This window comes from Chromobacterium haemolyticum (assembly GCF_009936155.1).
GTDB classification, from domain to species: Bacteria; Pseudomonadota; Gammaproteobacteria; order Burkholderiales; family Chromobacteriaceae; genus Chromobacterium; species Chromobacterium haemolyticum.
In genome coordinates this window covers 3,256,779-3,281,922 of sequence record NZ_AP019312.1, presented here as the reverse complement: position 1 = coordinate 3,281,922, position 25,144 = coordinate 3,256,779, and the positions used below count along the sequence as shown (strand labels likewise).

Sequence of the window (25,144 nt, the reverse complement as noted above, 5' to 3'; positions counted from 1 at the left end):
TCAACTGCCCAGGCTCCGCCGCGCGCCGGAGGGCGGCCTCCCTCTGGCGCAAGACCCGCTCCCTCGCCGCCGCGAGGGAGCGTAACGGTTATTTGCTTAGACATAAGGATTCCGTCTTTGCTGATAGCCAATCGGTATAATGACCGTTCCCCGTTGGAGAACGCGTCGTGTACAAGCATCTGGAAGATTTCGTCGGCCACACCCCGCTGGTCAGACTCAAGCGCCTGCCCGGCGTCACCAGCAACACCGTGCTGGTCAAGCTGGAAGGCAACAACCCGGCGGGCTCGGTCAAGGACCGGCCGGCCCTATCCATGATCCGTCGCGCCGAAGAACGCGGCGAGATCAAGCCGGGCGATACCCTGATCGAACCCACCAGCGGGAATACCGGCATTGCGCTGGCGATGGCGGCGGCGATGATGGGGTACAAGATGATCCTCATCATGCCGGAGAACTCCAGCGCCGAGCGGGTGCAGGCGATGCGCGCCTACGGCGCGGAAGTGGTCCTGACGCCCAAGGAGGCGTCGATGCCCGGTTCCATCGACCTGGCGCGCAAGATGGAAGCCGCCGGCCAGGGCCGCATCCTGGACCAGTTCTCCAACCCGGACAATCCGCTGGCCCATTATGAAAGCACCGGGCCGGAAATCTGGCAGGACACCCGGGGCGGCATCACCCATTTCGTGTCCAGCATGGGCACCACCGGCACCATCATGGGCACCGGCCGCTATCTGAAGCGGCAAAATCCGGCGATCCAGATCGTGGGCGTGCATCCGGAACCAGGCAGTCAGATTGCCGGCATCCGTAAATGGGAAGACCCCTATGTGCCCAAGATCTGCGATTTCTCGCAGCTGGACGATTTGCAGCATGTCAGCCAGCAGGAGGCGGAGGATATGGCGCGGCTGCTGGCGCGCGAGGAGGGCATTCTGGCCGGGCCTTCGTCCGGCGGCGCGCTGGCGGTGGCGCTGCGCCTGTCGAGCCAGCTGGAAAACGCGATCATCGTCTCCATCGTCTGCGACCGCGGCGATCGTTATCTGTCCACCGGCCTGTTCGGCTGAGAACCCGTTCAAAGTCCGCTGGGCGTCGGCAGGCGCCCAGGACGGACGGCGCGCCGGAACGCCGTGTTCGCGTTTTGGCGCTGGCGCCCGGCGCCGCATGTCTTTAGCATCTGAGATCCTATGTTCCCGTCTCGGAGGCCCTTATGCTGCTGCATGTCGATTCCCGTTTCCTCAGCCCCTACGCTTTGTCCGCCTTCGTCGCCTTGAAAGAAAAAGGGCTGACCTTCGAACTGGAGACCTTGAGCCTTGCCGCGCAAGCCAATCTGGCCCCGGCTTATCAACGTCAATCGCTGACCGCCCGCGTGCCCATGCTGGAGGACGGCGAGTTTCAACTCAGCGAATCCTCTGCCATCGCCGAGTATCTTGAAGATGCTTACCCCGAGCGTCCCCGGCTTTATCCGCGGGACCTGCGTCAACGCGCCCGCGCGCGCCAATTGCAAGCGTGGCTGCGCAGCGACCTGATGGCCTTGCGGGAAGACCGCAACACGGAAGTGGTGTTCCTGCGCCCGGCGGCCGGCACCTTGGCGCCGGAAGCGCGCCAGGCGGCGAACAAGCTGATCGCCGCAGTCGAGTCATTGCTGCCGGCCGATGGCGGCGATTTGTTTGGCGCCTGGTGTCTGGCCGATACCGATCTCGCGCTGATGCTGAAACGGCTGCAATACGACGATGTGCTGCCGCCGCGCTTGGCCGCCTACGCCGAGCGCCAATGGCAGCGGCCGGCGGTGCAGGACTGGCTGGCGCTGGGACGGCGGGCGGCGTCGGCGTAAAAGGTGGAGCGCGCCCGGCCGGGTGCGCCGCGCACCGGCCAGGCCCCGCCGCCTCAACGATGCACGTCGTGGGTGACGAAGGGCCGGTCCGGCGATGGCATCTCCAGCCAGTCCGGATGGCTCAGCGTGCGGCAGATGTCCTGATAGCCGCTGGTCCAGTGCGCGCGCATGGTCTGGGCGCCGAACTGATAGTCCTTGTGGTGGTCCTCGTACTCCTTGTCCTGATAGATCAGGTGGATCACTTTCAACAGCCGGCCGCAGGCCAGCTCGCGGGCGTGGCGGTAGGCGGGGTGCTCGCGCTGCGCCTCCGGCACCAGCTCCATCAGCTGCCGCAGCAGGCCGCGGTAGTTCTGCTCCCGCTTCATCGTATCGGTGATTTGGCGGGTGCGGCTGGAGTACTGGATGTCCTTCTGCCGCATGGCGATCGCCTTCATGTCCGTGGGCGGCTTTCCCTTGGCGCTCCACAGGTCCACCTGGAACACCAAGGAGTTCTTGCGGGGTTCGGTGCTCAGTATCTGCTTCAGCGGCGTATTGGACACCAGGCCGCCGTCCCAGTAGTACTCGCCGTCTATCTCCACCGCCGGGAAACCGGGAGGCAGCGCGCCGGAGGCCATGAAATGCTCGGTGCGCAGACGTTGACGGGTGTTGTCGAAATAGACGAAGTTGCCGCTGCGTAGATTGACCGCGCCCACCGATACCCGCATCTGATCGCTGTCGTTGATGCGGTCGAAATCGGCGAAGCGCTCCAGCGTGCTTTTCAGCGGCGCGGTGTCGTAGAAACTGCAGTTGGCGGGAGAGGGCGCGCCGGCCGGCCAGGGAGAGCGCGGCAGGAAGAAACCGTTCTGGCCCTCGGTCAGCGCGCGCCAGGCTTCCCAGCTTGCCATCAGCCCGTTGAGGCTCGCGGGCCAGTGGTGGGTGTCTAGTTGGCTGAACGGGCTGGGCGGCAGAAACGGCGGCCGGCAGATGGTGTCCCAGAAGGCGCGCAGTTGCTCCACCCGCCGTTCCGGCGGATTGCCGGCGATGATGGCGGCGTTGAGCGCGCCTATGGAAATGCCGGCCACCCAGTTAGGATGCAGGTCGGCTTCGGCCAGGCCTTGATAGACGCCGGGCTGGTAGGAGCCCAGCGCGCCGCCGCCCTGAAGCACCAGCGCCAGCACCTGGTAGCGATGGCCGGGCGGCAGGCTGCGGCTTTGGTACAGGCCGCCGGCCTGAGGGCAGGCCGGATTGTGCGGCGGCGTCATTGCATATACCAGCCGTGGCTGACGATGACGGATTGGCCGGTCAGCGCCGCGCTGGGGAAGGCGGCCAGAAACAGCGCGGTCTGGGCCACGTCGTCCACGGTGGTGAACACGCCGTCCACGGTATTGCCCAGCATCACGCGCTTGACCACTTCCTCCTCGCTGATGCCCAGCTCTTTGGCCTGCTCCGGAATCTGTTTCTCCACCAATGGCGTGCGAACGAAGCCGGGGCAGATCACGTGGGCGCGCACATTGTATTCCGCGCCTTCCTTGGCCAGCACCCGGCACAAGCCCAGCAAGGCGTGCTTGGCGGTGACGTAGGCGGATTTGAGCTTGGACGCCTCGTGAGAGTGGACCGACCCCATATAGATCACCGTGCCGCCGCGCTTGTCTTTGTACATATGCGGCAGCGCGGCCTTGGTGGTGAGAAAAGCGCCGTCCACGTGGATGGCCTGCATTTTCTTCCAGTCGGAAAACTTGTAGTCCACCAGCGGGTTGACGATCTGGATGCCGGCGTTGGAAATCAGGATGTCCAGCCCGCCCAGCGCGTCCACCGCCGTTTGGGTGCCGGTGTTGACGGATTCCTCGTTGGTCACGTCCATCGCCACGCCCACCGCCTTGCCGCCGGCGGCCTTGATCTCCTCCGCCGTCGCCTGCGCGGCGGCCAGATTGATGTCGGCGATAGCCACCGCCGCGCCAGCCCGGGCGTAAGTTTCCGCAATGGCTTTGCCTATGCCGCTGGCCGCGCCGGTGATCAAGGCCACTTTGCCGTTCAATTGCATGCTGCTCTCCTTGTTGTGGTGAGTTGTCGCGTGGGGACGAGCCGCGAAGCGGCTCTTAAACGTGTTTACGATCTCGCGAGTCAAGGCGAGAACGGCTGAGAAAGCGAAATGGTCAAGCGGTACATGACCCTTTCTAAGGGGGTTTCAACGCCGTATTGCTGATGCGCAGCAGATCGTAAATAGGTTCTTAGAGCCTGTTCAAAGTCTCGCGAGCAAGGGCGAGACAAGGCGAAAACGAGCGAAAAAGCGGAATGTACACGTGGTACATGAGCATTTTGAGCTTGTTTTTAACGCCGTATCGCCGCAGCGCAGCAGACATTGGACAGGTTCTTAGTTGAGGTAATCGAATTCCACTTCACCCAGGCCCAGGGTCAGGTCGGCGATGATATGGCGCGCTTCCACGATCTCCAGCACCGGCAGTTCCGCCACCGGCGCCAGCGCGTGCGGGAACAGCGCCAGCGCCGCAGGCCCGCTCCAGGCACCGTGCACGGTCACGTCCTTCAGGTAGAAGCGCACCAGTTCGCAAATGCGGGCGCTGCCGTCCACGTGCGGAATGATCTTCAGCAGGAAGTTGGGGGTGTTGACCATGGAGCGCTGCAGCGCGCTGGCGTCCAGCGTCTGGTGCTTATAGCCCATGGTGGCGGTGGCCACCCGAACCGGGCCGTAGTCCAGTTCGCCCACCAGGGTGTCGGTGCGCACTTGCAGCCGAGGGCAGGCCAGCTTCTTGGGAAAGCCCCACAGCTCGCGGCCGCCGGCGATGGGCGGGTGGTCGTTCAGATACATCGCATGGGTGTAGTTGCCGGCCACGCCGCCCAGCAGCACGGGGATCACCTGGCCGCTTTCGGTGTAGTCGCCGAAGCCGGTGGAGTCCGGCATGCGGATGAATTCGAAATTCACCAGGTCCGAGGCCGGCTGCAGCGGCTCCGGCACCACCTCGCGCAGTTTGGCCGGATCGGTGCGGTAGGTGATGATGAAGAATTCGCGGTTGGTGAAGCGGTAGGGGCCGCGGGGGAAAGCGGGGTTGGTCAGCGGCATGGCGAAGGCCTGCTCGCGGATGGTGTCGATGTTCATACGTGCTGCGCTCCCTGAATGGCAAAAGGTCGCACCCGTAGGGGGCGGCCGCTGCTGCGATAGGAGCCCGCCGGGAAAACTCGGCGCGGCGGGCAGGCGTGCATCTGGCGTCGATGGTACAGCTAAAGAGCGCGCTAGCGGTAGCTTGGTGCCATGTCACCTGTTCGTTGGGATGGATGGGCGCGGCCGACCTTCGAACCTGTTCATAGCCCGCCGCGCGCCGCGAGATTGTGACTTCGCAGGCGAGGCCTTTTCTGCCGCAACGCCCGACCTTGCTCGCTAGACTTTCAACAAGCTCGATAGAGCCGCCGTGCTATGCTGTCGCGGTTGCGGCGAATGAAGCCGCGGCCCGCCTCCGTGCCGGCGGAATCGGCACCTGTGTTTTGGATATACCGTATGAGCAAAAGCATCATTTCCGACATGGATGGAGTGATCTATCGGGGCAAGCAACTGATTCCGGGCGCGCGCGATTTCGTCAACCGCCTGACGCAGGCCGGCACGCCTTTTCTGTTCCTGACCAATAACGCGGAACAGACACCGCTGGACCTGAGGCTGAAGCTGGAGAGCCTGGGCATCAACGGGGTGACGGAGGACAACTTCATCACCAGCGCGATGGCCACGGCGATGTTCCTGCGCAGCCAGACGCGCAAAGCGATGCCCACCGCCTACGTGGTGGGAGGCGCCGGTCTGATCAACGAGTTGTACAACGTTGGTTTTTCCATTTCCGAATCCCGCCCGGATTACGTGGTGGTGGCGAAGTCCCAGACCTTCAGCTTCGAGCAGATCAAGAAGGCGGTGCGCTTCATCGACCAGGGCGCCAAATTCATCGGCACCAACCCGGACATGATCGACCCGATAGAGGGCGGCGGTTACGAGCCGGCCGCCGGCACGCTTCTGGCCGCCATCGAGGCCGCCACCGGCAAGAAGCCTTACATCGTGGGCAAGCCCAATTCGCTGATGATGATGCTGGCCACCCGCAAGCTGGGCGTGCATCCCGAAGAGGCGGTGATGATAGGCGACCGCATGGACACCGATATCGTTGGCGGCATCGAAGCCGGCATGGGCACCGCGCTGGTGTTGTCCGGGGTGTCGTCTCGCGAGTCCATGGAACAGTTCCCTTATCAGCCGGACTATGTATTCGAGAGCGTGGCGGAGATTGATCCGCAAGCTTTGTAAAGTTAGGCCGCAGGCGAAAACAGGGCCGTTCCAGCTGGAACGGCCCTGTTGTTTGAGTTCTCCGTTGGGCTCGGCGCCGCGCGCGCTTAGCGTGGTTCTGTCTGCGCTTGGGCGGCGGCTTCCCGCAGCTTGTCCTTCTTGCTCTTGCGCTTGCCTTTGACGCCGCCGTTGTCGGTCGTCGTATTCGAGACCGTGGCGGGGCTGGCGGCGACGGGCTCGAAGCCGGCGATTCGCTCGCGCGGCAGCCGCAAGCGCTGGCGTTTTTCTATCAATTGGAAATGCGCGGCGGAGTCGGCGCTGATGAAGCTGATGGCTTCGCCGCTGGCGCCGGCGCGGCCGGTGCGGCCGATGCGGTGGGTGTAGTCCACCGGCGAGCGCGGCAGGTCGTAGTTGATCACCACCGGCAGGCGGGCGATGTCGATGCCGCGCGCGGCCACGTCGGTGGCCACCAGCACTTGCAGGCGACCGGATTTGAGATCGGCCAGCACTTGGCCGCGTTGTCCCTGGCTGCAGTCCCCATGCAGCGCGGCGGCGCGGATGCCGGCGGCCTGCAGTTTGCCGGCCACCCGGTCGGCGCTGTGCCGGCTGGCCACGAAGACCAGCGCCCGTTCCCAGCCATGGGTTTGCAGCAGATGGCGCAGCAGCATGGTGCGCCGGCCGGCGTCCACTTCGATGGCGCGCTGGCGGATGTCCGGCGCGGCGGTGTCGTCGGGCGCGATGTCGATGCGCTGCGGCTGGTTTAGCAGTCGTTCCGCCAGCGTGCGCACGGCGGGCGGGAAGGTGGCGGAAAACAGCAGGTTCTGCCGGTAGGGGGGCAGCTGCGCCAGCACGCCGGCCAGCTCGTCGGCGAAGCCGAGATCGAGGAGGCGATCGGCCTCGTCCAGCACCAGGGTGTCGACGGAGGAAAGCCGCAGCGCGTTGTACGCCAGCAGGTCCAGCAGCCGGCCGGGCGTGGCCGCCACGATGTCGGCGCCGCCGCGCAGGGCCATCATTTGCGGATTGATGGAAACGCCGCCGAAGACCACGGCGATCTTGGGCCGGCGCGGCAGGCCCTGGGCCAGTTGGCGCAGGACGTCGCCCACTTGCGCCGCCAGCTCCCGGGTGGGGAGCAGGATCAGCGTTTGCGTCTGGCGCGGCGAGGCTTGGCGGCCCGCCAGCCATTGCTGCAACAGCGGCAGGCAGTAGGCCGCGGTTTTGCCGGAACCGGTTTGCGCGGTGGCCAGCACGTCGTGTCCTTGCAGAATGGCGGGGACGGCGGCGAGCTGAACGGCGGTGGGGGCCGGATAGCCTTGATCGCTTGCGGCCTGGGCCAGGGCGGGCGACAGGCCCAGAGAGGTGAATGGCATGGGTGGCGTTGACGGCGATGGTGCTTGAAGCGGCAGGAGTATCGGCGCTGACCGCGGCCGGGTCAAGCGGGGCGTGGCGTCGCCGCAACGCGCGTGGCGCAGCGGGAAGTTCCGTTTGCGAGTACTATCTGGGCTCGCTATCAAGTTAAAGTCATACGCCCATGCAAACAGAAGTCAAAGAGAAACCCCGCTACGCCCTGGTGGCCTCGGTCCAGTTGCCCGATGTCAGCGATGTCGAGTTCGAGGCCTCGCTCACCGAACTGAGCGAACTGGCCAAGACCCTGGGCTTCCAAGTGGTGCGGACCTTTGTGCAAAAGCGTAACAGCTTCGACCGCACCGCCTATATGGGAGTGGGCAAGCTGGAGGAAATCAGCCAGTTCGTCAACCGCGGCCTTCGCAACGACGAGCTGGAAGACGCGCCGCCGGTGCTGGATGCTAGCACGGTGGAGATCGACGCCTTGCTGGTGGACCACGAAATCTCTCCGTCGCAAGCGCGAAATCTGGAGTTGGCCGTCGGCTGCGAGGTCATGGACCGCACCATGGTCATCCTGGAGATATTCCACCGCAACGCCCGCTCGCGCGCAGCGCGCGCCCAAGTGGAAATCGCCCGTCTCGGCTATATGGCGCCGCGCTTGCGCGAGGCGGCCAAGCTGGCGGGTCCGCAAGGCCGGCAACGCAGCGGCATGGGCGGGCGGGGAGCCGGCGAATCGCATACCGAGCTGGACCGGCGCAAGGTGCGCGACCGCATCGCCGAACTGCAACGCGAAATCGTCGCGATGGAACTGGAACGCAAGACCCAGCGCGCGCGCCGGCTGGAGCGTCAGGGCCAGGGCCTGGGCGGGGTATCCTTGGTGGGTTATACCAACGCCGGCAAGTCCACGCTGATGCGCGCCTTGACCGGCAGCGAAGTGCTGGTGGCCAATAAATTGTTCGCCACGTTGGACACCACGGTGCGCGCCATCTACCCGGAAAGCGTGCCGCGGGTGCTGGTCAGCGATACCGTGGGTTTCATCAAGAACCTGCCTCACGGACTAGTAGCCTCGTTCAAATCCACCTTGGAAGAAGCGCTGGACGCCGCTTTGCTGTTGCATGTGATCGACGCCAGCGATCCGGGTTTCCAGCGTCAGCTGGAGGTCACGGATGAGGTGTTGGCGGAAATCGGCGCCGACGAGGTGCCGCGCATCCGGGTGTTCAACAAGATCGACCATGTCGGCGACGAGGCGGCGCAGGCCGCCTGGACGGACGAACTGAGGCAGCGCTACCCGGACTGCGTGGTGATGAGCGCGCGCCGCCCCGAGGAAGTGGCCGAGTTGCGCTCCCTCATCGTCGCCTTCTTCCAGCGCGATCTGGAGGAGGGCGAGCTGCTGTTGCCGTGGTCGGCGCAGCAGTTGCGCGGCGACATCTACAGCCACTGCCAAGTGCTGGAAGAGCGCGCGGACGAAGAGGGCAGCTGGTTCCGCGTGCGCGGCGAGCCGGAGAAGCTGCGCAGCCTGCGCGAGCAGTTGAACCCAGGCTCGCAGGGCCGGGAAAAGGAATACTGGGAGCTCTGAGGCTGGGCTCCTAAGCGACGGTGAGTCGCGGGCAGGGGGCGCGCCTTGACGGCAGCGCCTAGCGCTTCCGCGTATAATCTGCCCCCTCGTGCCCTCGGCGATTTGTCCGTGGGCGCGTTTCATTCATGGCATTCCGCCGGGACGCAAGTGGTCGCCGGGCTGCTGTTTTCTTGCTTCCTAAAAATTCTGCAACACTGCTATTCCCAATGATCATTCTGAAAAACGTGGCTTTGCGTCGCGGCACCAAAGTTTTGCTGGACGGCGCGACCGTCAATATCAACCCCGGTGAAAAGGTGGGCCTGGTAGGGCGCAACGGCGCGGGCAAGTCTTCTCTGTTCGCGGTATTGAACGGCAGCCTGCACGAAGACAGCGGCGATTTCTCCATCCCCAGCCAGTGGCGGATGGCGCAGGTGGCGCAGGACATGCCGGAAACCTCGCAGACCGCCACCGAGTTCGTGGTGGAGGGCGATACCGCGCTGCTGGCGGCACGGCGCGAAGTGGCCGAAGCCGAGGCGGGCGAAGACTACATGCGCATGGCGCATGCCTACACCGCGCTTAACGACGCCGGCGAGCACGACGCTCCCGCGCGGGCGCAGGCGCTGATTCTGGGCCTGGGCTTTAGCGTGGCCGAGCTGCAGCGGCCGGTGAACAGTTTTTCCGGCGGCTGGCGCATGCGCTTGCAACTGGCGCGCGCGCTGATGTGCCCGTCCGACCTGTTGCTGCTGGACGAACCCACCAACCACCTCGATTTGGACGCGCTGGTCTGGCTGGAGGCCTGGCTCAAGCAATACGCCGGCACCATGGTGGTGATCAGCCATGATCGTGAATTTCTGGACGCGGTGACCAATGTCACCCTGCACATCGATCACGGCAAGCTGGTGCGTTACGGCGGTAATTACAGCAAGTTCGAGGATATGCGCGCCGAGCAACTGATTCTGCAGCAGGCCGTGCTGGCCAAGCAGCAGGAGAAGATGGCGCATCTGCAGAAATTCATCGACCGCTTCAAGGCCAAGGCCAGCAAGGCCAAACAGGCGCAAAGCCGCGTCAAGGCGTTGGAGCGGATGGAGAAGATCGCGCCGGTGCTGACCGAAGCCGACTTCCAGTTCGAGTTCAAGGAACCCAGCAGTCTGCCCAACCCGATGCTGACCATGTCGCAGGCCTCTTTCGGCTATCCGGCGGCGGAGGGGGCGGCGGAAGGCGCGTCGCCCATCGTGATCGTTAAGGGCGTCAACCGCTCGGTGCTGGCCGGCCAGCGCATCGGCATCCTGGGCGCCAACGGCCAGGGCAAGTCCACGCTGGTGAAAACAGTGGCCGAGGCGTTGGCGGCCACCGGCGGCGAGATCATCCGCGGCAAGGGTTTGAACATCGGCTATTTCTCGCAGCAGGAGTTGGACGTGTTGCGGCCGGAAGACGACCCGCTGCAGCACATGCTGCGATTGGCGCGCGAAACGCCGGCGCAGCTGCGCCCGCCGGCCAACGACTGCCGCGAGCAGGGCCTGCGCAACTTCCTGGGCACCTTCAATTTCAGCGGCGACATGGTCAAACAGGCGGTGGGCAGCATGAGCGGCGGCGAGAAGGCGCGGCTGGTGTTGTGCATGATAGTCTGGCTGCGTCCCAATCTCTTGCTGCTGGACGAACCGACCAACCATCTGGACCTGGCCACGCGCGAGGCCTTGAGCGTGGCGTTGAACGAGTTCGAGGGATCGGTGATGCTGGTTAGCCACGATCGCGCGCTGCTGCGCGCGGTCTGCGATGAGTTCTGGATGGTGTCGCGTGGCGGCGTCAGCGATTTTGACGGCGATCTGGACGACTATCAGGTCTACCTCTTGGAAGAAGCCAAGCGCCGACGCGAAGAGGCCGCCTGCAAGCGCTAAGAACGTGTTTACGATCTCGCGAGCAAGAGCGAGACAAGGCGAAAACGGCTGAGAAAGCGGAGTGCATGCGTAGTACATTGGCATTTTGAAGGCGTGCTCACCGTGTAACGCTTCACGACACGCAGCAGATCGGAAACAGGTTCTAAGCGGCGGTGGCGCAAGGCGCGCCGGCATTTGGAGTTTATAAAAGGCAGTGTCGTCATGGGTTGTGGCGGCGCTGCTTTTTAGATTTAGGGCGGTCGGAGCCGGCGGAGAGCTTGTCGTCCACTCAGGGCGCCGGGCTTTCAATCCTCGGCAAAGCCAGGGCAGCTTTAAGCTTTGGGCGTGAACGCCAGCGCCACCGAGTTGATGCAGTAGCGCTCGCCGCTGGGTTCGGGGCCGTCCGGGAAGACGTGGCCCAGGTGAGCGTCGCATTCCGAGCAGCGCACTTCGATGCGGGTCATGCCGTGGGAGTGGTCGACGATGCGGGCGATGCGCGCGCCGGCGGCTTCGGCCCAAAAACTGGGCCAGCCGCAGCCGGGGTCGTACTTGGCGTCGCTATGGAATAGCAAGGTGCCGCAGCAGACGCAGTGGTAGTTGCCGTTCTCTGTGCGGGTATAGTGTTCGCCGCTGAACGGACGCTCGGTGCCGGCCTGGCGGGTGACGCGGTATTGTTCCGGCGTCAGCTGCCGTTGCCATTCTTGATCGGTTTTTTGCATGGTCATGGTGCGCTCCTGTGTAGAGGGTTAGCCCTATTTTAGGGCGAGTCCTAGTTGCCGGTATATCCGGCGTTAAGGTTTTACCGGGGACAGGGTTGACGGGGGAAGGGTGCGGACTCTTATCTCAATATTTGACCTGTTAACAAAACTCCTGATGCTGTGTTGGCCTTCTTGTCACCCAACCTGGCCTCAGATTCATTAGTCGTGCCGGCAGCCCGTGGATGACGGATTCGGAGCTGGAGTTTGTAAGGATGTGGAGTACGTTGCCTGGCTTTAATTAATATATTTATTAAAAATAAAGAAACACTTCCAAATAGCCTTTCTATTTTCAATATCATGTCGACCCCAGGGCTTTCCCACAGTACTGTGTGCTGCATTTGATACAAAATAAATTATCAGTTGTAAATTTTTGTTGTGTTTGTTCGAAGCGGGCATCAGAGTGGCGGCAGTGCCTGTTGTTGCCGTTCATGCCGGGGGAAAGGCGGGAGGGCCGTCGGGTGAATCGGGAGAGTTTTGATAGCGTGACTGACTCCAAAGGGGATATATGTTGAGGTTTCGAATCAATTTGCTGACGTTGGTGAGCGGCGCGCTCGGGCTGCTAGGGCTGGTTTGCTCTGAGGCGGGCGCTGCCGCCACCACCGGCATCGTGGCGGTCAATAGCGGCCAGTGCTTGAATGTCGGGGGCGGTTCGACCCAGTCCGGGGCCGGCATCATTCAGTGGCCCTGCTCGGCGGGGAGCAATGAGCAATGGACGTTCGTGCCCTTGGCCAACGGTTTCTATCACATCGTCTCGCAGAAGTCGCAGATGTGCCTGAATGTGCCGGCTTCCAGTCGCAATCAGGGTGTTCAGCTGATTCAGTGGCCATGCCAAGGCGTCGCGGTGACCAATGACCAGTGGAAAATCCAGCCGGTGGATGTCGGCACTTACCATATCGTGTCCGCATCCAGCGGCCAGTGCGTGAACATCTTTTCCGGCGTCGCGACTCAGGGAACCAAAGTGGTGCAATGGCCCTGCCAGGGCAAGGCGCAGGTGAACGACCAGTTCATGTTCGATTACCCCGGTTCCAAAAGCACGGCTCTTCCCTCCGCCTGGAGCGGAGTGATTCCCTTGCCGGTCACTCCCGTGGGGGTCGCCAATCTGCCGGACAACAAGCTGATGATGTGGTCCGCGGATTTTCCCGACGCTTTCAGCGGAGACAGCGGCAATGGCAACAGCAAGACCTATACCGCGTTGTTCGACGCGGCGAAAAACGCGCCGCTCCCGCTGACGGTGGTCACCACCGGCTCGAATTTGTTCTGCCCGGGCACGTCGATGCTGCCCAACGGCAATCTGTTGATCAACGGCGGCTCCAGTAGTCCTAAAACACAGATATACGATTGGGCGGCCAAGCGTTGGAGCGCCAGCGGCAATATGAATATCCCGCGGGGCTATGAGGCCAATACCGTGCTGTCGGATGGACGGGTGCTGACTTTGGGCGGTTCCTGGAGCGGCGGCTACAACAGCAAGAGCCGGCCCAATCGCACCGGGGAGGTGTGGGAGGGCGGCCATTGGAAAGTTCTTGCCGGCGTGCCTGAAAATAATGTGATCGGGCCCGATCCGCAGGACACCAATGGCAGCGTGTACCGCGGCGATAATCATTTGTGGCTGTTCGCCAGCAGCGGGGGGATGGTATTTCATGCCGGACCCAGCGCGCAGATGAACTGGATTGGCACCAGCGGTTCCGGGAGCATCGTCTCGGCGGGAACGCGCGGCAACGACCCCTACAGCATCAACGGGAATGCGGTGATGGTGGACGCCGGCCAGATCCTGAAGCTGGGCGGCGCGCCGGCTTATCAGCAGAACACAGGTATGACTTACGCGAGCAACTCGGCTTATCTGATCGATATCCGCGGCGGCCCCAAGGCTCCAGTGAAGGTCAAGCCGCTGCCGGGGATGAGCTATCGCCGCGCATTCGCCAATTCGGTGGTTTTGCCGGATGGCGATGTGGTGGTGGTGGGCGGGCAGACGATACCGCAGCCGTTTACGGATTCCTACGCGGTGTTGACGCCTGAGTTATGGAGCGCGGCGAAGCAGACATTTTCGCCCTTGAAACCGATGCAGGTGCCGCGCACCTACCATAGCACGGCGATCTTGCTGCAGGATGGGCGCGTGTTTGTCGGAGGCGGCGGCCTGTGCGGCGCCGCTTGCCCGCAAAATCACCTGAACGCGGAAATATTGACGCCTCCGTATCTGCTGAATGCAGACGGCAGCCTGGCTGCCCGGCCGGTGATCAGCGCCGCGCCAGCTCAGGCCAGGCCGGGGAGCGTGATCGAAGTCAAAACGCAGCAGGCGGCGAGCCGCTTCGCCTTGATGCGGCTGTCCGCGGTGACCCATACGGTCAACAACGACCAACGTCGCATCGCCTTGTCGGTGTCGCAGATCACGCCGCTGGCGGGGGAAACGCGTTATTCCCTGCAGATTCCGGCGGATAGCGGCGCGGTGTTGCCGGGTTACTACATGCTGTTTGCCATGAACCCGCAGGGGGTGCCCAGTGTGGCCCGGATCATCACCATCAATTAAACAGCGCTTGGGAGGGCTCGCCTGCGCGCTGGCCCTGTTGGGGATCCCGTGCGCGGCCGGCGGCGAGGAGGCGCCGGCCGGCGGCCGGCTGTTCTACGGTCAGGTCGCTTTGATCGGCCAGCTATATGTCCATAACCGTCCCTTGGGCGCCGAGTACGTGCGTTGCGTCAACTGCCACCGGCTACAGGATCAGGCGCGGGCGGAAGGCCGCTTCGGTCCTGATTTGGGCGCGAAATTTTTGACGGAGCCCAGCGCCAGGCGCGGAGGACCGGAGCGGGCTTATACCGAGCAGAGTTTTTGCGAGATGCTGCGAACCGGAAAAGACCCGACCGCGATCTTGATCAGCACGGATATGCCGCGCTACCGCTTGAGCGCGGCGGAGTGCCGGGCTTTATGGCTTTTTTTGCAGGAGCATTAGCATGCAGCGGAAAGATGTCGAGCCGTTGGATCAAGGGCGGAGGCGGTTTGCGATGGGTTTGGCGGGGCTGGCGCCCTTATGGCTGGCGGGGCCGGCCGCGTTTGCCGACACCGTGTCGCCGAGGGACCTGGCCTTGGCGCATGGGGAGATTTCCCCGCCGTTGCCGCTGCCGGATTTCCTGCTGAAGGACAGCGATGGTCAGCGGCGTTCGTTTTACGCCTTATTGCAGCGTCGCGTGACGGCTATCCAGCTGATTTTTACCCGCTGTTCCAATGTTTGCCCGATTCAGGGCGCGACATTCAGGCAGGTGCAGGATTTGATCCCGGAGTCGAAGCGGGCGAGGACGCAGCTATTGTCGCTAAGTCTTGACCCATTGAACGATACGCCCGAGCAGCTGCGGCGATGGCTGGCGCCGTTTCGTCCCAAGCCAGGCTGGCGGGCAGCCAGCCCCGAGCTGGCCTCCCTGGACTTGGTGCTGGCTACGTTCAATCAGCGCCGGACGGATTTGGGCGCGCACCATACGGAAGTCTTGCTGGTGGATGCCAAGCACCGGCTGGCGTGGCGATCGACGGAGCTGCCGTCTGCGGAAACCATCGCGCGCACCCTGTCGGCCTTGGCTTAGCTTGTCGCTGGCCGCGGCGGCTTGTGCCGGCCGCGGCCGGTTTTGCTATTGGATTTCGTCCAGCGCGGCGGGCAAGTGGGATTCGTCGGCCCATTGTTCGACCTGCCAACGCCCGTCGCAATAGCTCAGCCAGTTCAGCGCCGCGTTGGGAATGGGGAAATCGCGGGCTTCGGACATCGGTTTGCCGGTGGCCAGCCGGTACATCATTTCCAGCACGCCGCCATGAGTGACCACCAGCAGGGTTTGGCCCAGGTGGCTGCGGGCGATGCTGGTGAAGCCATCGCGGATGCGTCGCATGAAGACATTGAGGCTTTCCCCTCCTTTGAGGTCGTAGTCCGGATCGCGGGATTTCAGCTGCAGATAGTCGTCCCGTATGGTTTGTTCCGCCTCGGCGTAGGTCAGGCCCTGGAACACGCCCATGTGGCGCTCGCGCAGCTCGGCGCTGTAGGTGGGGGTCAGGCTCAACCGCGTTTGCAGCGGCGCGGCGGTTTGGCGGGTGCGGGTCAGGTCGCTGACGTAGAGCGCGTCGAAGGCGTAGCGCCCCGGCCATAGCGCGCGGCTGAGGGTTGCCGCCTGCTCCTGGCCGGTGGGGTTGAGGGGGATGTCGGTATGGCCTTGCAATCGATATTCGCGGTTCCAGTCGGTTTCGCCATGGCGGACGACGCAAAAACGGGTGGTGTGCTGCATTCCTGTCTTTCTGTTTTTTTAACTGCCGAAAATGCGGCGGGGCGACCTTACAAAATACCCACGCCGGAGATGTCGCGCGCCAGGTTGGCGGCGTAGTTGTCGGTCATGCCGCCGACGAAATCCAATACTTTCATATAGGCCTGATACAGGCTGTCGTCACTGCGGATATGCTGTTCCAGCAGACCCATGGCCAGGTGCTCGCGCGGGCTCAGGCACTCGGCGCCCTTGTTGACGTAGGCGTGGGCGGCGGGGATCAGCGCGTCCAGAATGCCCGCCATGCACGGGTAGGAGGCCAGTTCGGTCACCAGCTTGGTTCGGTGGCGGTAGACGCGGGTGCTGGCCAGCTCCTTGGCGTGGATCAACGCGTCCTGTACCTGGGCGCCGCACAGATTGATCAGGTCCTTGGCCGGGAATTCGCCGCGTAGCAGGCTGTCGTGGTGCAGCATGAATTTCTCCGCTACTTCACTGACACAGCGGCCGATGGCGATGCCGCGCAAGGTGCCGCATTTCTGCCGCACGTCCTGCATGTCCCAGATGCGTTCGTATTCGGTAAAGCTGGAGAACAGGGTTTCGAACTCCTTGAAGTCAAGGATGCCGATCTCCACCGCGTCCTCCAGATCCAGAATCGCGTAGCAGATGTCGTCGGCGGCTTCCATCAGGTAGGACAGCGGGTGGCGGCTCCATTGCTGGATGCCCTTGGGCAGCAGGCCCAACTCCGCGGCCACGCGCTGGAAATAGGGCAGCTCGGTGCGGTAGATATTGAATTTGTCGCGGGCCTGGGCGGCTTCGGCGTCCGAGGTCCACGGGTATTTGATCAAGGCGCCCAAGGCGGCGGCGGTGAGGCGCATGCCGCCTTCGCCGGTGTACATTTCCAGCGTGGCCAGCATGCGCAGACCATGGGCGTTGCCTTCGTAGGTCTGCACATCGCGGATTTCCTCGGGCGCCAGGCCGTGCAGCCAGTGCGCGTTGCGTTCGGCGCGAAACCAGTCGCGCAGCGCGTATTCGCCGGTGTGGCCGAAGGGCGGATTGCCGATGTCGTGGGCCAGGCAGGCCACTTGCACCACGGCGCCGATGTCGTGCGGAGTGTAGTTGTCCGGCAGCAGATGGGCATGCTGCATCATCATGCCGACACGATTGCCCAGGCTGCGGCCGACGCTGGCCACCTCCACGCTGTGGGTTAGCCGGTTGTGGGTATGGTCGTGGCGCGCCAGCGGGTGCACCTGGGTTTTGCGGCCCAGCCGGCGGAAGGCGCTGGAGAACACCACGCGGTCGTGGTCAATGTGGAAGTCGGTGCGCAAGCCCGGGCTGCCTTCTTCGGTGGCCGGGGTGCGGGTTTCCTTGACGTGGCCCTGAATGACTTTGAAGCGTTTGGTGGAGAGGAGTCGTTCCCAATTCATGCGTGCGGAGGAGGTCATGGCGTGGCCCGTGGTGCTGTTGTATTGATGATATGGGCGCGGCGGGCAAAACAAAAGAGCCAGCGCGGGGCTGGCTCTTGGAATGGGGTTACGAGCTTAGCGTTTGCCGGTCTGATTGCCGACCACGCCGCCCACCGCGGCGCCGCCCACAGTGCCGATGGCGTCGCCGCCGGTGAGCACGGAGCCGAGCACGGCGCCGGCGGCCGCGCCGATGGCGGTGTTTTGCTGGCGCTTGGACATGTTGGCGCAACCGGACAGCAGGCTCACGGCGAGCAGGCTGGCGGCAATGACTTTAACGGCGGGTTTGCTGGTAATCGAGGTCATCGAAGTCTCCAAAAACATGAAGTAGGTCTTGTGTAGTCTGAGACGCTTTGAATGCCATCTGGTTCCTATTTTTACGCGTCTTTTCGTAACCATACGTACAGCATTCTATATGCTGTCTTGATGACTTTCAGTACGCGGCACGATATTAAATAAACCAATTTGTTTACTTATTGCGGCGGCGGGATTAGCATGGGCCATCGTTTCATTGGTATGCGTCATGAATGTTTTCCATCCAAAATTAATTCTGCTAACTGTCTGTCTGGTGGCGCTGATGAGCACGGCCGGCGTGGCCATGCCTTATCCCATCCTGGCGCCCATCTTCGTGAACTCCGCGCCGGATGCGTTCAATCACTTCCTGGGGCTGCCGCCCAAGCTGCTGCTGGGCCTGGCCTTGGCCGCCAACCCGCTGGGCATTTTGCTGGGCAGCACCTTGATTGGAGCGTTGTCGGACCGGCTGGGGCGGCGGCGGGTGTTGACAGGCACCTTGTTGCTGACCTTCGCCGGCTATCTGTTGACGGCCTACGCTTTATGGAGCCGCTGGTACCTGCTGTTCGTGCTGGCGCGTTTTGTCACCGGCCTGACCGAGGGCAATGTGGCGGTGGCGCGCGCCATCGTCGCGGATCTGCATCCGCAGCTGGATCGCACGCGCTCCTTCGCCATTCTCAATGCGGTGCTGTATACCGGCTGGCTGGTGGGGCCGCTGATTGGCGGGTTGACCTTGCCATTGGGAGAGGCGGTGCCTTTCCTGCTGGCCGCCGGCGCCATCTTGCTGTGCTTGGCGGTGCTGCTGGCCTTCCTGCCGGAGACCGGCGAGCGCATGCACCAGGATCAGTCCTTGTTGCAGGTGATGCGCGGCCAGCACTCCTTCCGGCTGCTGTCGGCGGACCCTTTGCTGGCGCGATTGTTTTGGATGCAACTGGCGTTCGCTATCGGGGTCAACGCTTTTTACGAGTTTTACCCTTTGTGGCTGGTGGAGTACGCGCGGCTGGACAGCCGCGGCATCGCGGTGGTGACGGCGTTGATGTGCGTCTTGATGACATCGGCCAGCGTTTTGCTGGGCAAGCTTGGGCATAAGCGGGCGCCGCTGGAACTGGCGCGCATCAATGCGGCCTGGGTGGCCCTGGGCCTGCTGGGTTTGAGCCTGCTGGCGGATCTGCCTTGGCCGGGCATAGGCTTGATTGTATTGTTGGGCGTGCCGCTGGCGATTTACAACGCCATCCTGCCCAGTTGGTGTTCGGAGCGCTTCGCCAACCTGGGGCAGGGCAGTGTGATGGGCCTGCTGACCACGATCTTCTGCGTGGCCAATGTGTTGGTGGCTTTGCTGGGCAGCGTGTTGACCATTCTGGACACCCGGCTGGTGCTGGTCCTGGGCGCTTTGACGTGCGGCCTGGCCGCCGGTTGGCTGCAAGGCGTGATCCGTGAGGCGGCGGAAGCCTGATGGCGGCGGCGATCAACGGCGCGGACCGCTTGCTGTATCTGCTGAAAACGCGGGGACCGCAAACGGCGCAGGCGCTGGCGGCGGAGTTGGGCCTGACCAGCATGGGCGCGCGCAAGCACTTGCTGGCGCTGGAGCAGAAGGGGCTGGCGCGGATGGAGGCCCAGGCTCAGGGCGTGGGCCGGCCGGCCCAGGTTTGGCGCTTGACCGAGCGCGGCCATGGCCGCTTTCCGGATCGGCACGCGGACCTGACGCTGCAATTGCTGACCCAGGTGCGGGAGCTGTTTGGCGAGGCTGGTCTGGAGAGTTTGATTCAACGGCGAGAAGCGCAGTCGGAGGAGGAGTACCGGCAGGCTATGTCCGGCGCCGACGCGCTGGCGGACCGGGTGGCCGCGCTGGCGCGAATACGCAGCCAGGAAGGTTATATGGCGGAGGCCCGTCAAGATGGAGACGGTTGGCTCTTGCTGGAAAATCATTGCCCGATCTGCGCGGCGGCGCGTCAATGCCAGGGCTTGTGCCGATCCGAGCTGGCGCTGTTTGAGCGGGTGTTGGGGCCGAGGGCGGAGGTGCGGCGGCTGGAGCACGCGCTGGACGAGGGTGGGCGGCGCTGCGTATATCGCATCGTGCCCTTGGCGGAGTGAGAAGACGCGGCGCTTGCTTTTTGAATTCATGGACTTGCGTGAGCTGATTGTATTTCGCAATCCGGATTTACCGGGATGGTTTTATCAGGTACATTCCGGCGTTTTTCCACGTGGTTGGCGCTTGCTCCGACGCTGGGCAGCGCCTCCTTGGTTGTTGTTCTCCGTTCTGCGGCAAGGCCCTTGCTCAGGACCGTCATGCATTTCACCATTTTCGACACGCCCGTGATCCGGCCTTTGTTCCGCTGCTTGTCCATCGTCATGCTCAAACTGAGCGGCTGGAAGCTGCGAGGGGAGTTTCCCAAGCTGGATAAATACGTGCTGATCGGGGCGCCGCATACCAGCAACTGGGATTTTCCGTTGACGCTGGCGGTGTGTTTCGCCGCGCGGGCCAAGATTTACTGGATGGGCAAGCACACACTGTTCGCCGGGCCGATCGGACCGGTGATGCGTTGGTTGGGCGGTATTCCGGTCAAACGGCATCAGAATAATTCGCTGGTGCAACAAATGGTGGAGGTGTACCGGCGTTCGGACCGGCTAGTGGTGGCGATTCCGCCGGAGGGCACGCGCAAGGCGGTGTCCGAATGGAAGACGGGCTTTTATCACATCGCCTGCGGCGCGGAGGTGCCGGTGGCTTTGGCGTATCTGGATTACAGCCGCAAGGAGGCCGGTTTCGGTCCCATCTTCACGCCCAGCGGCGATATCGACGCCGATATGCCTCGCATTCGCGCCTTTTACCGCGACAAGGTGGGTAAGCGTCCGAATCAAGGCTAAGTCAGCCCTCTCCACGCCTCTCGCTGAAGCGCGGCAGACATTTAACAAGTTCTCAGGGGGCCGCGGCCTGGGCGGCGGCACTCACCGGCAGGAACTGCAGGAAAGGGCCGGCGATCAGGGATTGGCCGAAGTCGATGGCGCTGCGGCGCAGTTTCTCGTCCGACAATTCCGCCAACAGGTCCAGCCTGGCCATCATCTTGCCGAATTCCCGCTCGAAGGACAGATTGCGCACGTTGCCGATCTCGTTGGACAGCAAGGCCGGCGCGCCGCTGATCTGGCGGTTGTTCAGCATCCAGGCCGCCACTTCCAGGTTGTGCGAGGCGTTGGCCAGTTGCTGCGCGTCCAGTCCGTGCACCAGAAACAGCTCGGTGCGGCCGCCGTAGGCGTCCACCAGCATCGAGCCCATGCCGTAGATCAGCGCGCCTGCGCGGTCGCCGCCAAAACCCGGGTCGAAAGCCGCGCTCATCGCCGCGATGGAGCGCTGCCCGGCCAAGGCCGGCAGCGGGGCGTTATTGCGGATTGCGCCCATGACTTGTCGCATTGCGGCCGGGTAGTCCGCCGCGCCGGTCTTGCGCCATTCCTTGGGATTGCGCTTGTACAGCTTTTCCAGCAGGGTCTGCAAGCTGGCCAGATTGTCGCGCATGGCCAGATTGGCCGTGCGGTTGGCGCTGCTCTGTCCCAGTTCATTGCTCCGGAAGTCGTCGCCGGCGACGGGTTTTTGCACTGGAGTGTAAGCGCAGGCGCTCAGAAGTAAAGCGGCGAGCGGCAGCAAGGGCCTGAGCGACATGGAAATGGAGCTCCAGAAGTGGAATGCCCGTTGGTGTACCATGCCCGCGCCGTGCTTGGCAATGCGCGGCTTACGGTGTTTTGCCGGCGAACAGCGCCTTCCAGCCGTCCAGGCCCAGCTGTTTCAGCGTTTCGATATTTTTCTCATAGATGGCTTCCGCTTGCGGGAAGGCTTCCACTGCCCGGCCGATGCTGGCTTCGCGCAGCAGGTGCAAGGTCGGATAGGGCGCGCGGTTGGTGAAGTTCTCTATGTCGTTGACGCCGGTGCCTTCAAACTGGAACTTGGGGTGGAAACTGGCCACTTGCAGTTCGCCGTCCAGCCCCATGTCTTCCACGATGGCGTCGGCGATATCGAGAAAGTCGTTGAAATCCAGGAAACGCTGCAGCGCGCGCGGGTGGATCAGCAAGGTGGTATCGATTTCGTCCGGGCTGCTATCAGCCAGCAGACGCAGTTCGGAGGCGAGCTCTTGCGCCAACTGATCCGGCTGGGCGGCGTCGCTGACCACGTAGCGCACCTGGTTTTTCACGTAGACGCTCTTGGCGAACGGGCACAGATTGAGTCCGATCACCGCTTTTTCCAGCCAGTCGCGGGTGGCGGCGATGATGTGTTCGTGATCGTCGGAGGCGGGCATGGGATTCCTTGCGTTGAAGCGTGAATGCAAAAAACCCGGCACGAGGCCGGGTTTTCATCAAGCTGACTAATCGCGTGGATTAGATGGGCTGGATGTTGGAGGCTTGTTTGCCTTTCGGGCCGTCTACGACGTCAAAGCTAACGCGCTGGTTTTCAGCCAGGGTGCGGAAGCCTTTGGCATTGATCTGGGAGAAGTGAGCGAACACGTCGTCGCCGCCTTCATCCGGGGTGATAAAGCCAAAACCTTTGGAGTCGTTGAACCACTTAACGGTACCGGTTGCCATTTTGTTAATTCCTCAAAACGAGCAGTTGAAATAAAAGGCACGAAGTTCAAGGGAAATGGCGACTGAGGTACGGACTTAATGCCACTACGACAACAACACATCCACAACTTGAGCATCCTGCGGCAGGAATAGTGCCTATAGTTCCGGGACATGGCAAGCGTTTTCTGCATGGCCGAAAGGGTTTTTATCCTGTTTTTTCAGGATACCCTGGTATTTCTGCCGGTTTTTAATGGTTTGGAGTCAGGCTCCGAAGCAACCGGCTTGCTCCGCGCGGTCCAATTCCGCGCGCAACCAGTCCGCCGCCAGCGGACAGCCGTCCTCCACTTTGCCCACCGCCATGCTTAGCACTTGTTGCTTGCTGACCCCGTTTTCACGCCAACTCTGGCCGCCGGATTGCAGATTGAGCAAGATGGGCATCAAACGGTCTATCGCGCGGGCGAAGCGCGCTTCAGGGGTTTTGCGAGCCTCGAACTCTTGCCACAAGGCCAGCAGGTCCGCGGCGATTGGCTGGGGCAATAGACCCAGGATGCGGCGCATCGCTGCCAGCTCTTCCGCTTCGCGTTCGGCGGCGCCGTCCGCGTCGTAGACGAGGGTGTCTCCGGTGTCGATCTCGCCCAAGTCGTGAATCAACAACATGCGCACGACTTTGTCGATGTCCACCGGCTCGGCGGCGAAGTCGCGCAGATTGAGAGCGAAGAGGGCGATCTGCCAGCTGTGCTCCGCCGAATTCTCGTAGCGGTCCACATAAACGGCCTTGGTTTTGCGCAGCACCGTTTTGAGTTTGTCCACTTCAATAATGAAGGCGATGTGCTGTTGCAGCGTTTGCAGTTGGTTTTGCATGGGAATATTAAGGCGGATAGGCGGGCGATGCGCCGAGGGCGCAAATTATGCGCGGCGCGTGATGGTTTGGAAAGGGCGCTGTCGCACGCTTTGCCGCATGCTGCATATACTGGAATGAAGGGGCATTGAAAATGGGAGAGGGCATGGGCAAGCAGGAGCTGACGCTGGAGATCGTGGAGCCTGAGGCGTTCCACGATTTCATGGAAGTGATGAGCGATTACGCGCCGCAGGTTGAGCATCTGGTTTGCCAACTGGGTTTCGGCGACACCGACGCCGCGCAGATCGATCAGCTGTTTCGTTTGCTGCACAGCATCAAGGGCGACGCCAGCATGTGCCAGGTGCGTTTTGTGGTGCCTTTCGTCCATTCGCTGGAAAGCCTGTTGGAGAGGCTGCGCAGCGGCGAGGTGAGCTATGAGGATTCGATCGGCGACGTCATGCTGCTGGTGATGGACCGTTTGGGTCTGGCGCTTGAGGCTCTGGAAAACCACGAATTGTTGGACGATCTGCAGTTGCCCCTGCTGATGCGGGCGCTGAATCAGGTGGCGGAATGCCCGGTTGGCGAGCTGTTGCAGCGTTGTCAGCAACTGGTGGAGCAGATCACCGGGATTCCCTTGCATGTGATTGAATCGGATACGCCGACGGATGCCGCCGCGCAGCTCAGCCAGGGCGATTTGGCGTTTTTCCGGATATTAGCCCTGCAGTTTGAACAGCGCTTGCCGCAGTTCCAGGGCCGCACCGAGCGCAATCTGGAACTGGCGCTGGAGACTAGTCGCCAGGCGCCGGGGCTGGTGGACGACAGGCAGCTGGAGGCGGCGGTGTATATGCACGATATCGGCATGATGCTGCTGCCGGAGTCGTTCTGGTTGAAAGTGGGGCGGATGAGCGAGTCCGAGCGCCATCAGATGGCGGAGCACCCGGGCTGGGCGGCGGGCCTGTTGGAACGGATGCCGGCCTGGGCCGACGCGGCGCGCATGGTGGCCCAGCATCACGAGATGCCGGATGGCAGGGGCTATCCGCATGGCCTGCACGGCGATGAGATTTGCAGCGGCGCGCTTATTCTGGCTCTGGTTGATGCCTTCGAGGCGGTGACTTTGAAGCACTCGCATCGCGGTTTGCGGCATTCGATGATGCGCGCCATCGCAGAGATCAACGCTTCGGAGCGTCAGTTCGATCCCTTTTGGCTGGCGCGTTTCAATCAGGTGATCCGCGTGCGGCTGGCGGCTTGCGCCAGACGGCCGCCGGGAGATTAGCCGGTGTCAGACGCCGTGTTGTTTGAACCATTGCAGCATGCGGCGCCAGCCGTCGTTGGCGGCGGCCGCGTTGTAAGTTGGACGGTAGTCGGCGTTGAAACCGTGGTCGGCTTCAGGGTAAACCACGATTTCAGAGGGCTTGCCGGCGGCGCGCAGCGCGGCCTTCATCTTGTCCACCGACTCCAGAGGAATACCCTTGTCCAGCCCGCCGTAAAGCCCGAGCACCGGGGCATGCAACTGCGCGGCGATGTCCAGCGGCTGGCGCGGTGTATTCGTTCCGGCCTCTCCTTGCAGCCGCCCGTACCAGGCTGCGCCGGCTTTGAGCGCGGGATTATGCGCGGCGTACAGCCATACCTGGCGTCCGCCCCAGCAAAAGCCGGTGATGGCCGCGCGCTTGACGTCGCCGCCGTGGCCGCTTGCCCAGGTCAGGGTGGCGTCCAGATCCGCCATTACCTGGTTGTCCGGCACCTTGCTGACCAGGCCGCTGACCAGTTCGCCGATGCTGGCGACCTTGCTAGGGTCGCCCTGGCGGAAATAGAGCTCGGGGGCCACGGCCAGGTAGCCGGATTTGGCCAGCCGTCGGCACAGGTCGCGGATGTGTTCATGCACGCCGAAGATTTCCTGCACCACCAGCACCACCGGCAGAGGGCCGCCGGCAGCGGAGGGCTTTGCCATATAGCCCGGCATGACGGCGGGGCCGGTCGGGATTTCCACCGCCCCGGCGTTGAGGCCGTCGCCGTCCGTGAGAATGGCGCTGGCGGCTATGGGTTGCACCGCCAGCGCGAAGCCCACGCCCACCGCGCTGTTCAGAAAGTCCCGACGCGAAGCGTCGATATGTCGGTTGCTTGTCATAAGGGCATTCTCCAACAAGGTGATTCGGATTGGGTCAACCAGCTTAATGCCGTTGACATTGCCTGGCAAGCCGG

24 protein-coding genes are annotated in these 25,144 nt (G+C 62.9%); 11 read left to right on the top strand and 13 right to left on the bottom strand.

From position 1 onward, the window contains the following. Positions 1 to 167 precede the first annotated feature (167 nt). Both cysM and yfcF read left to right on the top strand, forming a co-directional pair. A complete protein-coding gene (cysM, locus tag GYH29_RS15010) occupies positions 168 to 1,052 on the top strand; it encodes a cysteine synthase CysM (RefSeq protein WP_081575501.1) in 885 nt (294 codons plus the stop codon). A gap of 143 nt (positions 1,053 to 1,195) precedes the next feature. Further along, complete coding sequence (gene yfcF / locus GYH29_RS15005) at positions 1,196 to 1,819, top strand: glutathione transferase (RefSeq protein ID WP_118268040.1); 624 nt, start codon at positions 1,196 to 1,198, stop codon at positions 1,817 to 1,819. Positions 1,820 to 1,872: 53 nt separating this feature from the next. Here yfcF and GYH29_RS15000 read toward each other — a convergent pair whose 3' ends face one another. The 3 genes from GYH29_RS15000 to GYH29_RS14990 form a co-directional block, all read right to left on the bottom strand. Continuing rightward, positions 1,873 to 3,060 carry a DUF3734 domain-containing protein gene (locus tag GYH29_RS15000; RefSeq protein WP_161524037.1) on the bottom strand — a complete coding sequence of 396 codons (1,188 nt, stop codon included), beginning with the start codon at positions 3,058 to 3,060 and terminating at the stop codon, positions 1,873 to 1,875. After that, positions 3,057 to 3,839, bottom strand: a complete 783-nt coding sequence (locus GYH29_RS14995) for a 3-hydroxybutyrate dehydrogenase (protein WP_019101700.1) — start codon at positions 3,837 to 3,839, stop codon at positions 3,057 to 3,059. Before GYH29_RS14995 ends, GYH29_RS15000 begins: the two co-directional genes overlap by 4 nt. Positions 3,840 to 4,169: 330 nt before the next feature. Then, the gene (locus GYH29_RS14990; RefSeq protein ID WP_161524036.1) at positions 4,170 to 4,910 is read right to left on the bottom strand and encodes an acetoacetate decarboxylase; all 741 of its coding nucleotides are present in this window, start codon (positions 4,908 to 4,910) and stop codon (positions 4,170 to 4,172) included. Positions 4,911 to 5,306: 396 nt separating this feature from the next. Between GYH29_RS14990 and GYH29_RS14985 the strand changes: the two genes are divergently transcribed. Further along, the gene (locus tag GYH29_RS14985) at positions 5,307 to 6,086 is read left to right on the top strand and encodes an HAD-IIA family hydrolase (RefSeq protein WP_019101698.1); all 780 of its coding nucleotides are present in this window, start codon (positions 5,307 to 5,309) and stop codon (positions 6,084 to 6,086) included. An 86-nt stretch (positions 6,087 to 6,172) separates the two neighbouring features. On the opposite strand, the gene GYH29_RS14980 is transcribed toward GYH29_RS14985, so the two are convergent. Next, on the bottom strand, positions 6,173 to 7,432 hold the full coding sequence (locus tag GYH29_RS14980; RefSeq protein WP_174243644.1) for a DEAD/DEAH box helicase: 1,260 nt from the start codon (positions 7,430 to 7,432) through the stop codon (positions 6,173 to 6,175). A gap of 161 nt (positions 7,433 to 7,593) precedes the next feature. On the opposite strand from GYH29_RS14980, the gene hflX reads away from it, so the two are divergent. Both hflX and GYH29_RS14970 read left to right on the top strand, forming a co-directional pair. Continuing rightward, entirely contained in the window at positions 7,594 to 8,982 is a 1,389-nt protein-coding gene (gene hflX / locus GYH29_RS14975; protein ID WP_019101696.1) for a GTPase HflX, read from the top strand. Positions 8,983 to 9,188: 206 nt separating this feature from the next. Next, the gene (locus tag GYH29_RS14970) at positions 9,189 to 10,856 is read left to right on the top strand and encodes an ABC-F family ATP-binding cassette domain-containing protein (RefSeq protein WP_019101695.1); all 1,668 of its coding nucleotides are present in this window, start codon (positions 9,189 to 9,191) and stop codon (positions 10,854 to 10,856) included. Between the two features lie 311 nt (positions 10,857 to 11,167). Here the strand turns inward: GYH29_RS14970 and msrB are convergent, their stop codons facing one another. Further along, positions 11,168 to 11,560 (bottom strand): peptide-methionine (R)-S-oxide reductase MsrB, encoded by a 393-nt coding sequence (gene msrB / locus GYH29_RS14965; protein ID WP_161524035.1) that lies wholly within the window; start codon positions 11,558 to 11,560, stop codon positions 11,168 to 11,170. Positions 11,561 to 12,098: 538 nt separating this feature from the next. Between msrB and GYH29_RS14960 the strand changes: the two genes are divergently transcribed. Both GYH29_RS14960 and GYH29_RS14955 read left to right on the top strand, forming a co-directional pair. Beyond that, on the top strand, positions 12,099 to 14,114 hold the full coding sequence (locus GYH29_RS14960; RefSeq protein ID WP_161524034.1) for an RICIN domain-containing protein: 2,016 nt from the start codon (positions 12,099 to 12,101) through the stop codon (positions 14,112 to 14,114). 419 nt (positions 14,115 to 14,533) lie between these two features. Beyond that, on the top strand, positions 14,534 to 15,154 hold the full coding sequence (locus tag GYH29_RS14955) for an SCO family protein (RefSeq protein ID WP_081576156.1): 621 nt from the start codon (positions 14,534 to 14,536) through the stop codon (positions 15,152 to 15,154). 45 nt (positions 15,155 to 15,199) lie between these two features. Here GYH29_RS14955 and GYH29_RS14950 read toward each other — a convergent pair whose 3' ends face one another. From GYH29_RS14950 to GYH29_RS14940, 3 genes are all read right to left on the bottom strand, one after another. Next, positions 15,200 to 15,841 (bottom strand): histidine phosphatase family protein, encoded by a 642-nt coding sequence (locus GYH29_RS14950; protein ID WP_161524033.1) that lies wholly within the window; start codon positions 15,839 to 15,841, stop codon positions 15,200 to 15,202. 47 nt (positions 15,842 to 15,888) lie between these two features. Next, entirely contained in the window at positions 15,889 to 17,256 is a 1,368-nt protein-coding gene (locus tag GYH29_RS14945) for a deoxyguanosinetriphosphate triphosphohydrolase (protein ID WP_019101689.1), read from the bottom strand. A 96-nt stretch (positions 17,257 to 17,352) separates the two neighbouring features. Next, positions 17,353 to 17,580 (bottom strand): glycine zipper 2TM domain-containing protein, encoded by a 228-nt coding sequence (locus tag GYH29_RS14940; protein WP_019101688.1) that lies wholly within the window; start codon positions 17,578 to 17,580, stop codon positions 17,353 to 17,355. A gap of 217 nt (positions 17,581 to 17,797) precedes the next feature. Here GYH29_RS14940 and GYH29_RS14935 point away from each other — a divergent pair, with 217 nt between their 5' ends. From GYH29_RS14935 to GYH29_RS14925, 3 genes are all read left to right on the top strand, one after another. Further along, positions 17,798 to 19,018 (top strand): MFS transporter, encoded by a 1,221-nt coding sequence (locus tag GYH29_RS14935; protein ID WP_051002641.1) that lies wholly within the window; start codon positions 17,798 to 17,800, stop codon positions 19,016 to 19,018. Further along, entirely contained in the window at positions 19,018 to 19,656 is a 639-nt protein-coding gene (locus GYH29_RS14930; protein WP_019101686.1) for a helix-turn-helix transcriptional regulator, read from the top strand. Before GYH29_RS14935 ends, GYH29_RS14930 begins: the two co-directional genes overlap by 1 nt. A gap of 195 nt (positions 19,657 to 19,851) precedes the next feature. Then, entirely contained in the window at positions 19,852 to 20,427 is a 576-nt protein-coding gene (locus GYH29_RS14925) for a lysophospholipid acyltransferase family protein (protein ID WP_019101685.1), read from the top strand. Positions 20,428 to 20,479: 52 nt separating this feature from the next. On the opposite strand, the gene GYH29_RS14920 is transcribed toward GYH29_RS14925, so the two are convergent. The 4 genes from GYH29_RS14920 to GYH29_RS14905 form a co-directional block, all read right to left on the bottom strand. Beyond that, complete coding sequence (locus tag GYH29_RS14920) at positions 20,480 to 21,214, bottom strand: hypothetical protein (RefSeq protein WP_019101684.1); 735 nt, start codon at positions 21,212 to 21,214, stop codon at positions 20,480 to 20,482. Positions 21,215 to 21,284: 70 nt separating this feature from the next. Next, complete coding sequence (locus tag GYH29_RS14915) at positions 21,285 to 21,845, bottom strand: DUF1415 domain-containing protein (RefSeq protein WP_019101683.1); 561 nt, start codon at positions 21,843 to 21,845, stop codon at positions 21,285 to 21,287. 79 nt (positions 21,846 to 21,924) lie between these two features. Beyond that, on the bottom strand, positions 21,925 to 22,128 hold the full coding sequence (locus GYH29_RS14910) for a cold-shock protein (protein WP_019101682.1): 204 nt from the start codon (positions 22,126 to 22,128) through the stop codon (positions 21,925 to 21,927). A 240-nt stretch (positions 22,129 to 22,368) separates the two neighbouring features. Then, the gene (locus tag GYH29_RS14905) at positions 22,369 to 22,968 is read right to left on the bottom strand and encodes an HD domain-containing protein (protein ID WP_019101681.1); all 600 of its coding nucleotides are present in this window, start codon (positions 22,966 to 22,968) and stop codon (positions 22,369 to 22,371) included. Positions 22,969 to 23,111: 143 nt separating this feature from the next. Here GYH29_RS14905 and GYH29_RS14900 point away from each other — a divergent pair, with 143 nt between their 5' ends. Continuing rightward, on the top strand, positions 23,112 to 24,218 hold the full coding sequence (locus GYH29_RS14900; RefSeq protein WP_019101680.1) for an HD-GYP domain-containing protein: 1,107 nt from the start codon (positions 23,112 to 23,114) through the stop codon (positions 24,216 to 24,218). Between the two features lie 6 nt (positions 24,219 to 24,224). Here the strand turns inward: GYH29_RS14900 and GYH29_RS14895 are convergent, their stop codons facing one another. Further along, a complete protein-coding gene (locus tag GYH29_RS14895; protein WP_019101679.1) occupies positions 24,225 to 25,070 on the bottom strand; it encodes a dienelactone hydrolase family protein in 846 nt (281 codons plus the stop codon). Positions 25,071 to 25,144: the final 74 nt, after the last annotated feature.

Coding starts and splice junctions, on each gene's coding strand:
- GYH29_RS14995 (WP_019101700.1), bottom strand. CDS start 3,839: ATGCAATTGAACGGCAAAGTGGCCTTGATCACCGGCGCGGCCAGCGGC.
- GYH29_RS14950 (WP_161524033.1), bottom strand. CDS start 15,841: ATGCAGCACACCACCCGTTTTTGCGTCGTCCGCCATGGCGAAACCGAC.
- GYH29_RS14910 (WP_019101682.1), bottom strand. CDS start 22,128: ATGGCAACCGGTACCGTTAAGTGGTTCAACGACTCCAAAGGTTTTGGC.
- yfcF (WP_118268040.1), top strand. CDS start 1,196: ATGCTGCTGCATGTCGATTCCCGTTTCCTCAGCCCCTACGCTTTGTCC.
- GYH29_RS14935 (WP_051002641.1), top strand. CDS start 17,798: ATGAATGTTTTCCATCCAAAATTAATTCTGCTAACTGTCTGTCTGGTG.
- GYH29_RS14970 (WP_019101695.1), top strand. CDS start 9,189: ATGATCATTCTGAAAAACGTGGCTTTGCGTCGCGGCACCAAAGTTTTG.
- GYH29_RS14990 (WP_161524036.1), bottom strand. CDS start 4,910: ATGAACATCGACACCATCCGCGAGCAGGCCTTCGCCATGCCGCTGACC.
- GYH29_RS15000 (WP_161524037.1), bottom strand. CDS start 3,060: ATGACGCCGCCGCACAATCCGGCCTGCCCTCAGGCCGGCGGCCTGTAC.
- GYH29_RS14940 (WP_019101688.1), bottom strand. CDS start 17,580: ATGACCTCGATTACCAGCAAACCCGCCGTTAAAGTCATTGCCGCCAGC.
- GYH29_RS14930 (WP_019101686.1), top strand. CDS start 19,018: ATGGCGGCGGCGATCAACGGCGCGGACCGCTTGCTGTATCTGCTGAAA.
- GYH29_RS14895 (WP_019101679.1), bottom strand. CDS start 25,070: ATGACAAGCAACCGACATATCGACGCTTCGCGTCGGGACTTTCTGAAC.
- GYH29_RS14960 (WP_161524034.1), top strand. CDS start 12,099: ATGTTGAGGTTTCGAATCAATTTGCTGACGTTGGTGAGCGGCGCGCTC.
- GYH29_RS14915 (WP_019101683.1), bottom strand. CDS start 21,845: ATGCCCGCCTCCGACGATCACGAACACATCATCGCCGCCACCCGCGAC.
- GYH29_RS14985 (WP_019101698.1), top strand. CDS start 5,307: ATGAGCAAAAGCATCATTTCCGACATGGATGGAGTGATCTATCGGGGC.
- GYH29_RS14945 (WP_019101689.1), bottom strand. CDS start 17,256: ATGACCTCCTCCGCACGCATGAATTGGGAACGACTCCTCTCCACCAAA.
- GYH29_RS14905 (WP_019101681.1), bottom strand. CDS start 22,968: ATGCAAAACCAACTGCAAACGCTGCAACAGCACATCGCCTTCATTATT.
- hflX (WP_019101696.1), top strand. CDS start 7,594: ATGCAAACAGAAGTCAAAGAGAAACCCCGCTACGCCCTGGTGGCCTCG.
- GYH29_RS14925 (WP_019101685.1), top strand. CDS start 19,852: ATGCATTTCACCATTTTCGACACGCCCGTGATCCGGCCTTTGTTCCGC.
- GYH29_RS14900 (WP_019101680.1), top strand. CDS start 23,112: ATGGGCAAGCAGGAGCTGACGCTGGAGATCGTGGAGCCTGAGGCGTTC.
- GYH29_RS14955 (WP_081576156.1), top strand. CDS start 14,534: ATGCAGCGGAAAGATGTCGAGCCGTTGGATCAAGGGCGGAGGCGGTTT.
- msrB (WP_161524035.1), bottom strand. CDS start 11,560: ATGACCATGCAAAAAACCGATCAAGAATGGCAACGGCAGCTGACGCCG.
- GYH29_RS14920 (WP_019101684.1), bottom strand. CDS start 21,214: ATGTCGCTCAGGCCCTTGCTGCCGCTCGCCGCTTTACTTCTGAGCGCC.
- GYH29_RS14980 (WP_174243644.1), bottom strand. CDS start 7,432: ATGCCATTCACCTCTCTGGGCCTGTCGCCCGCCCTGGCCCAGGCCGCA.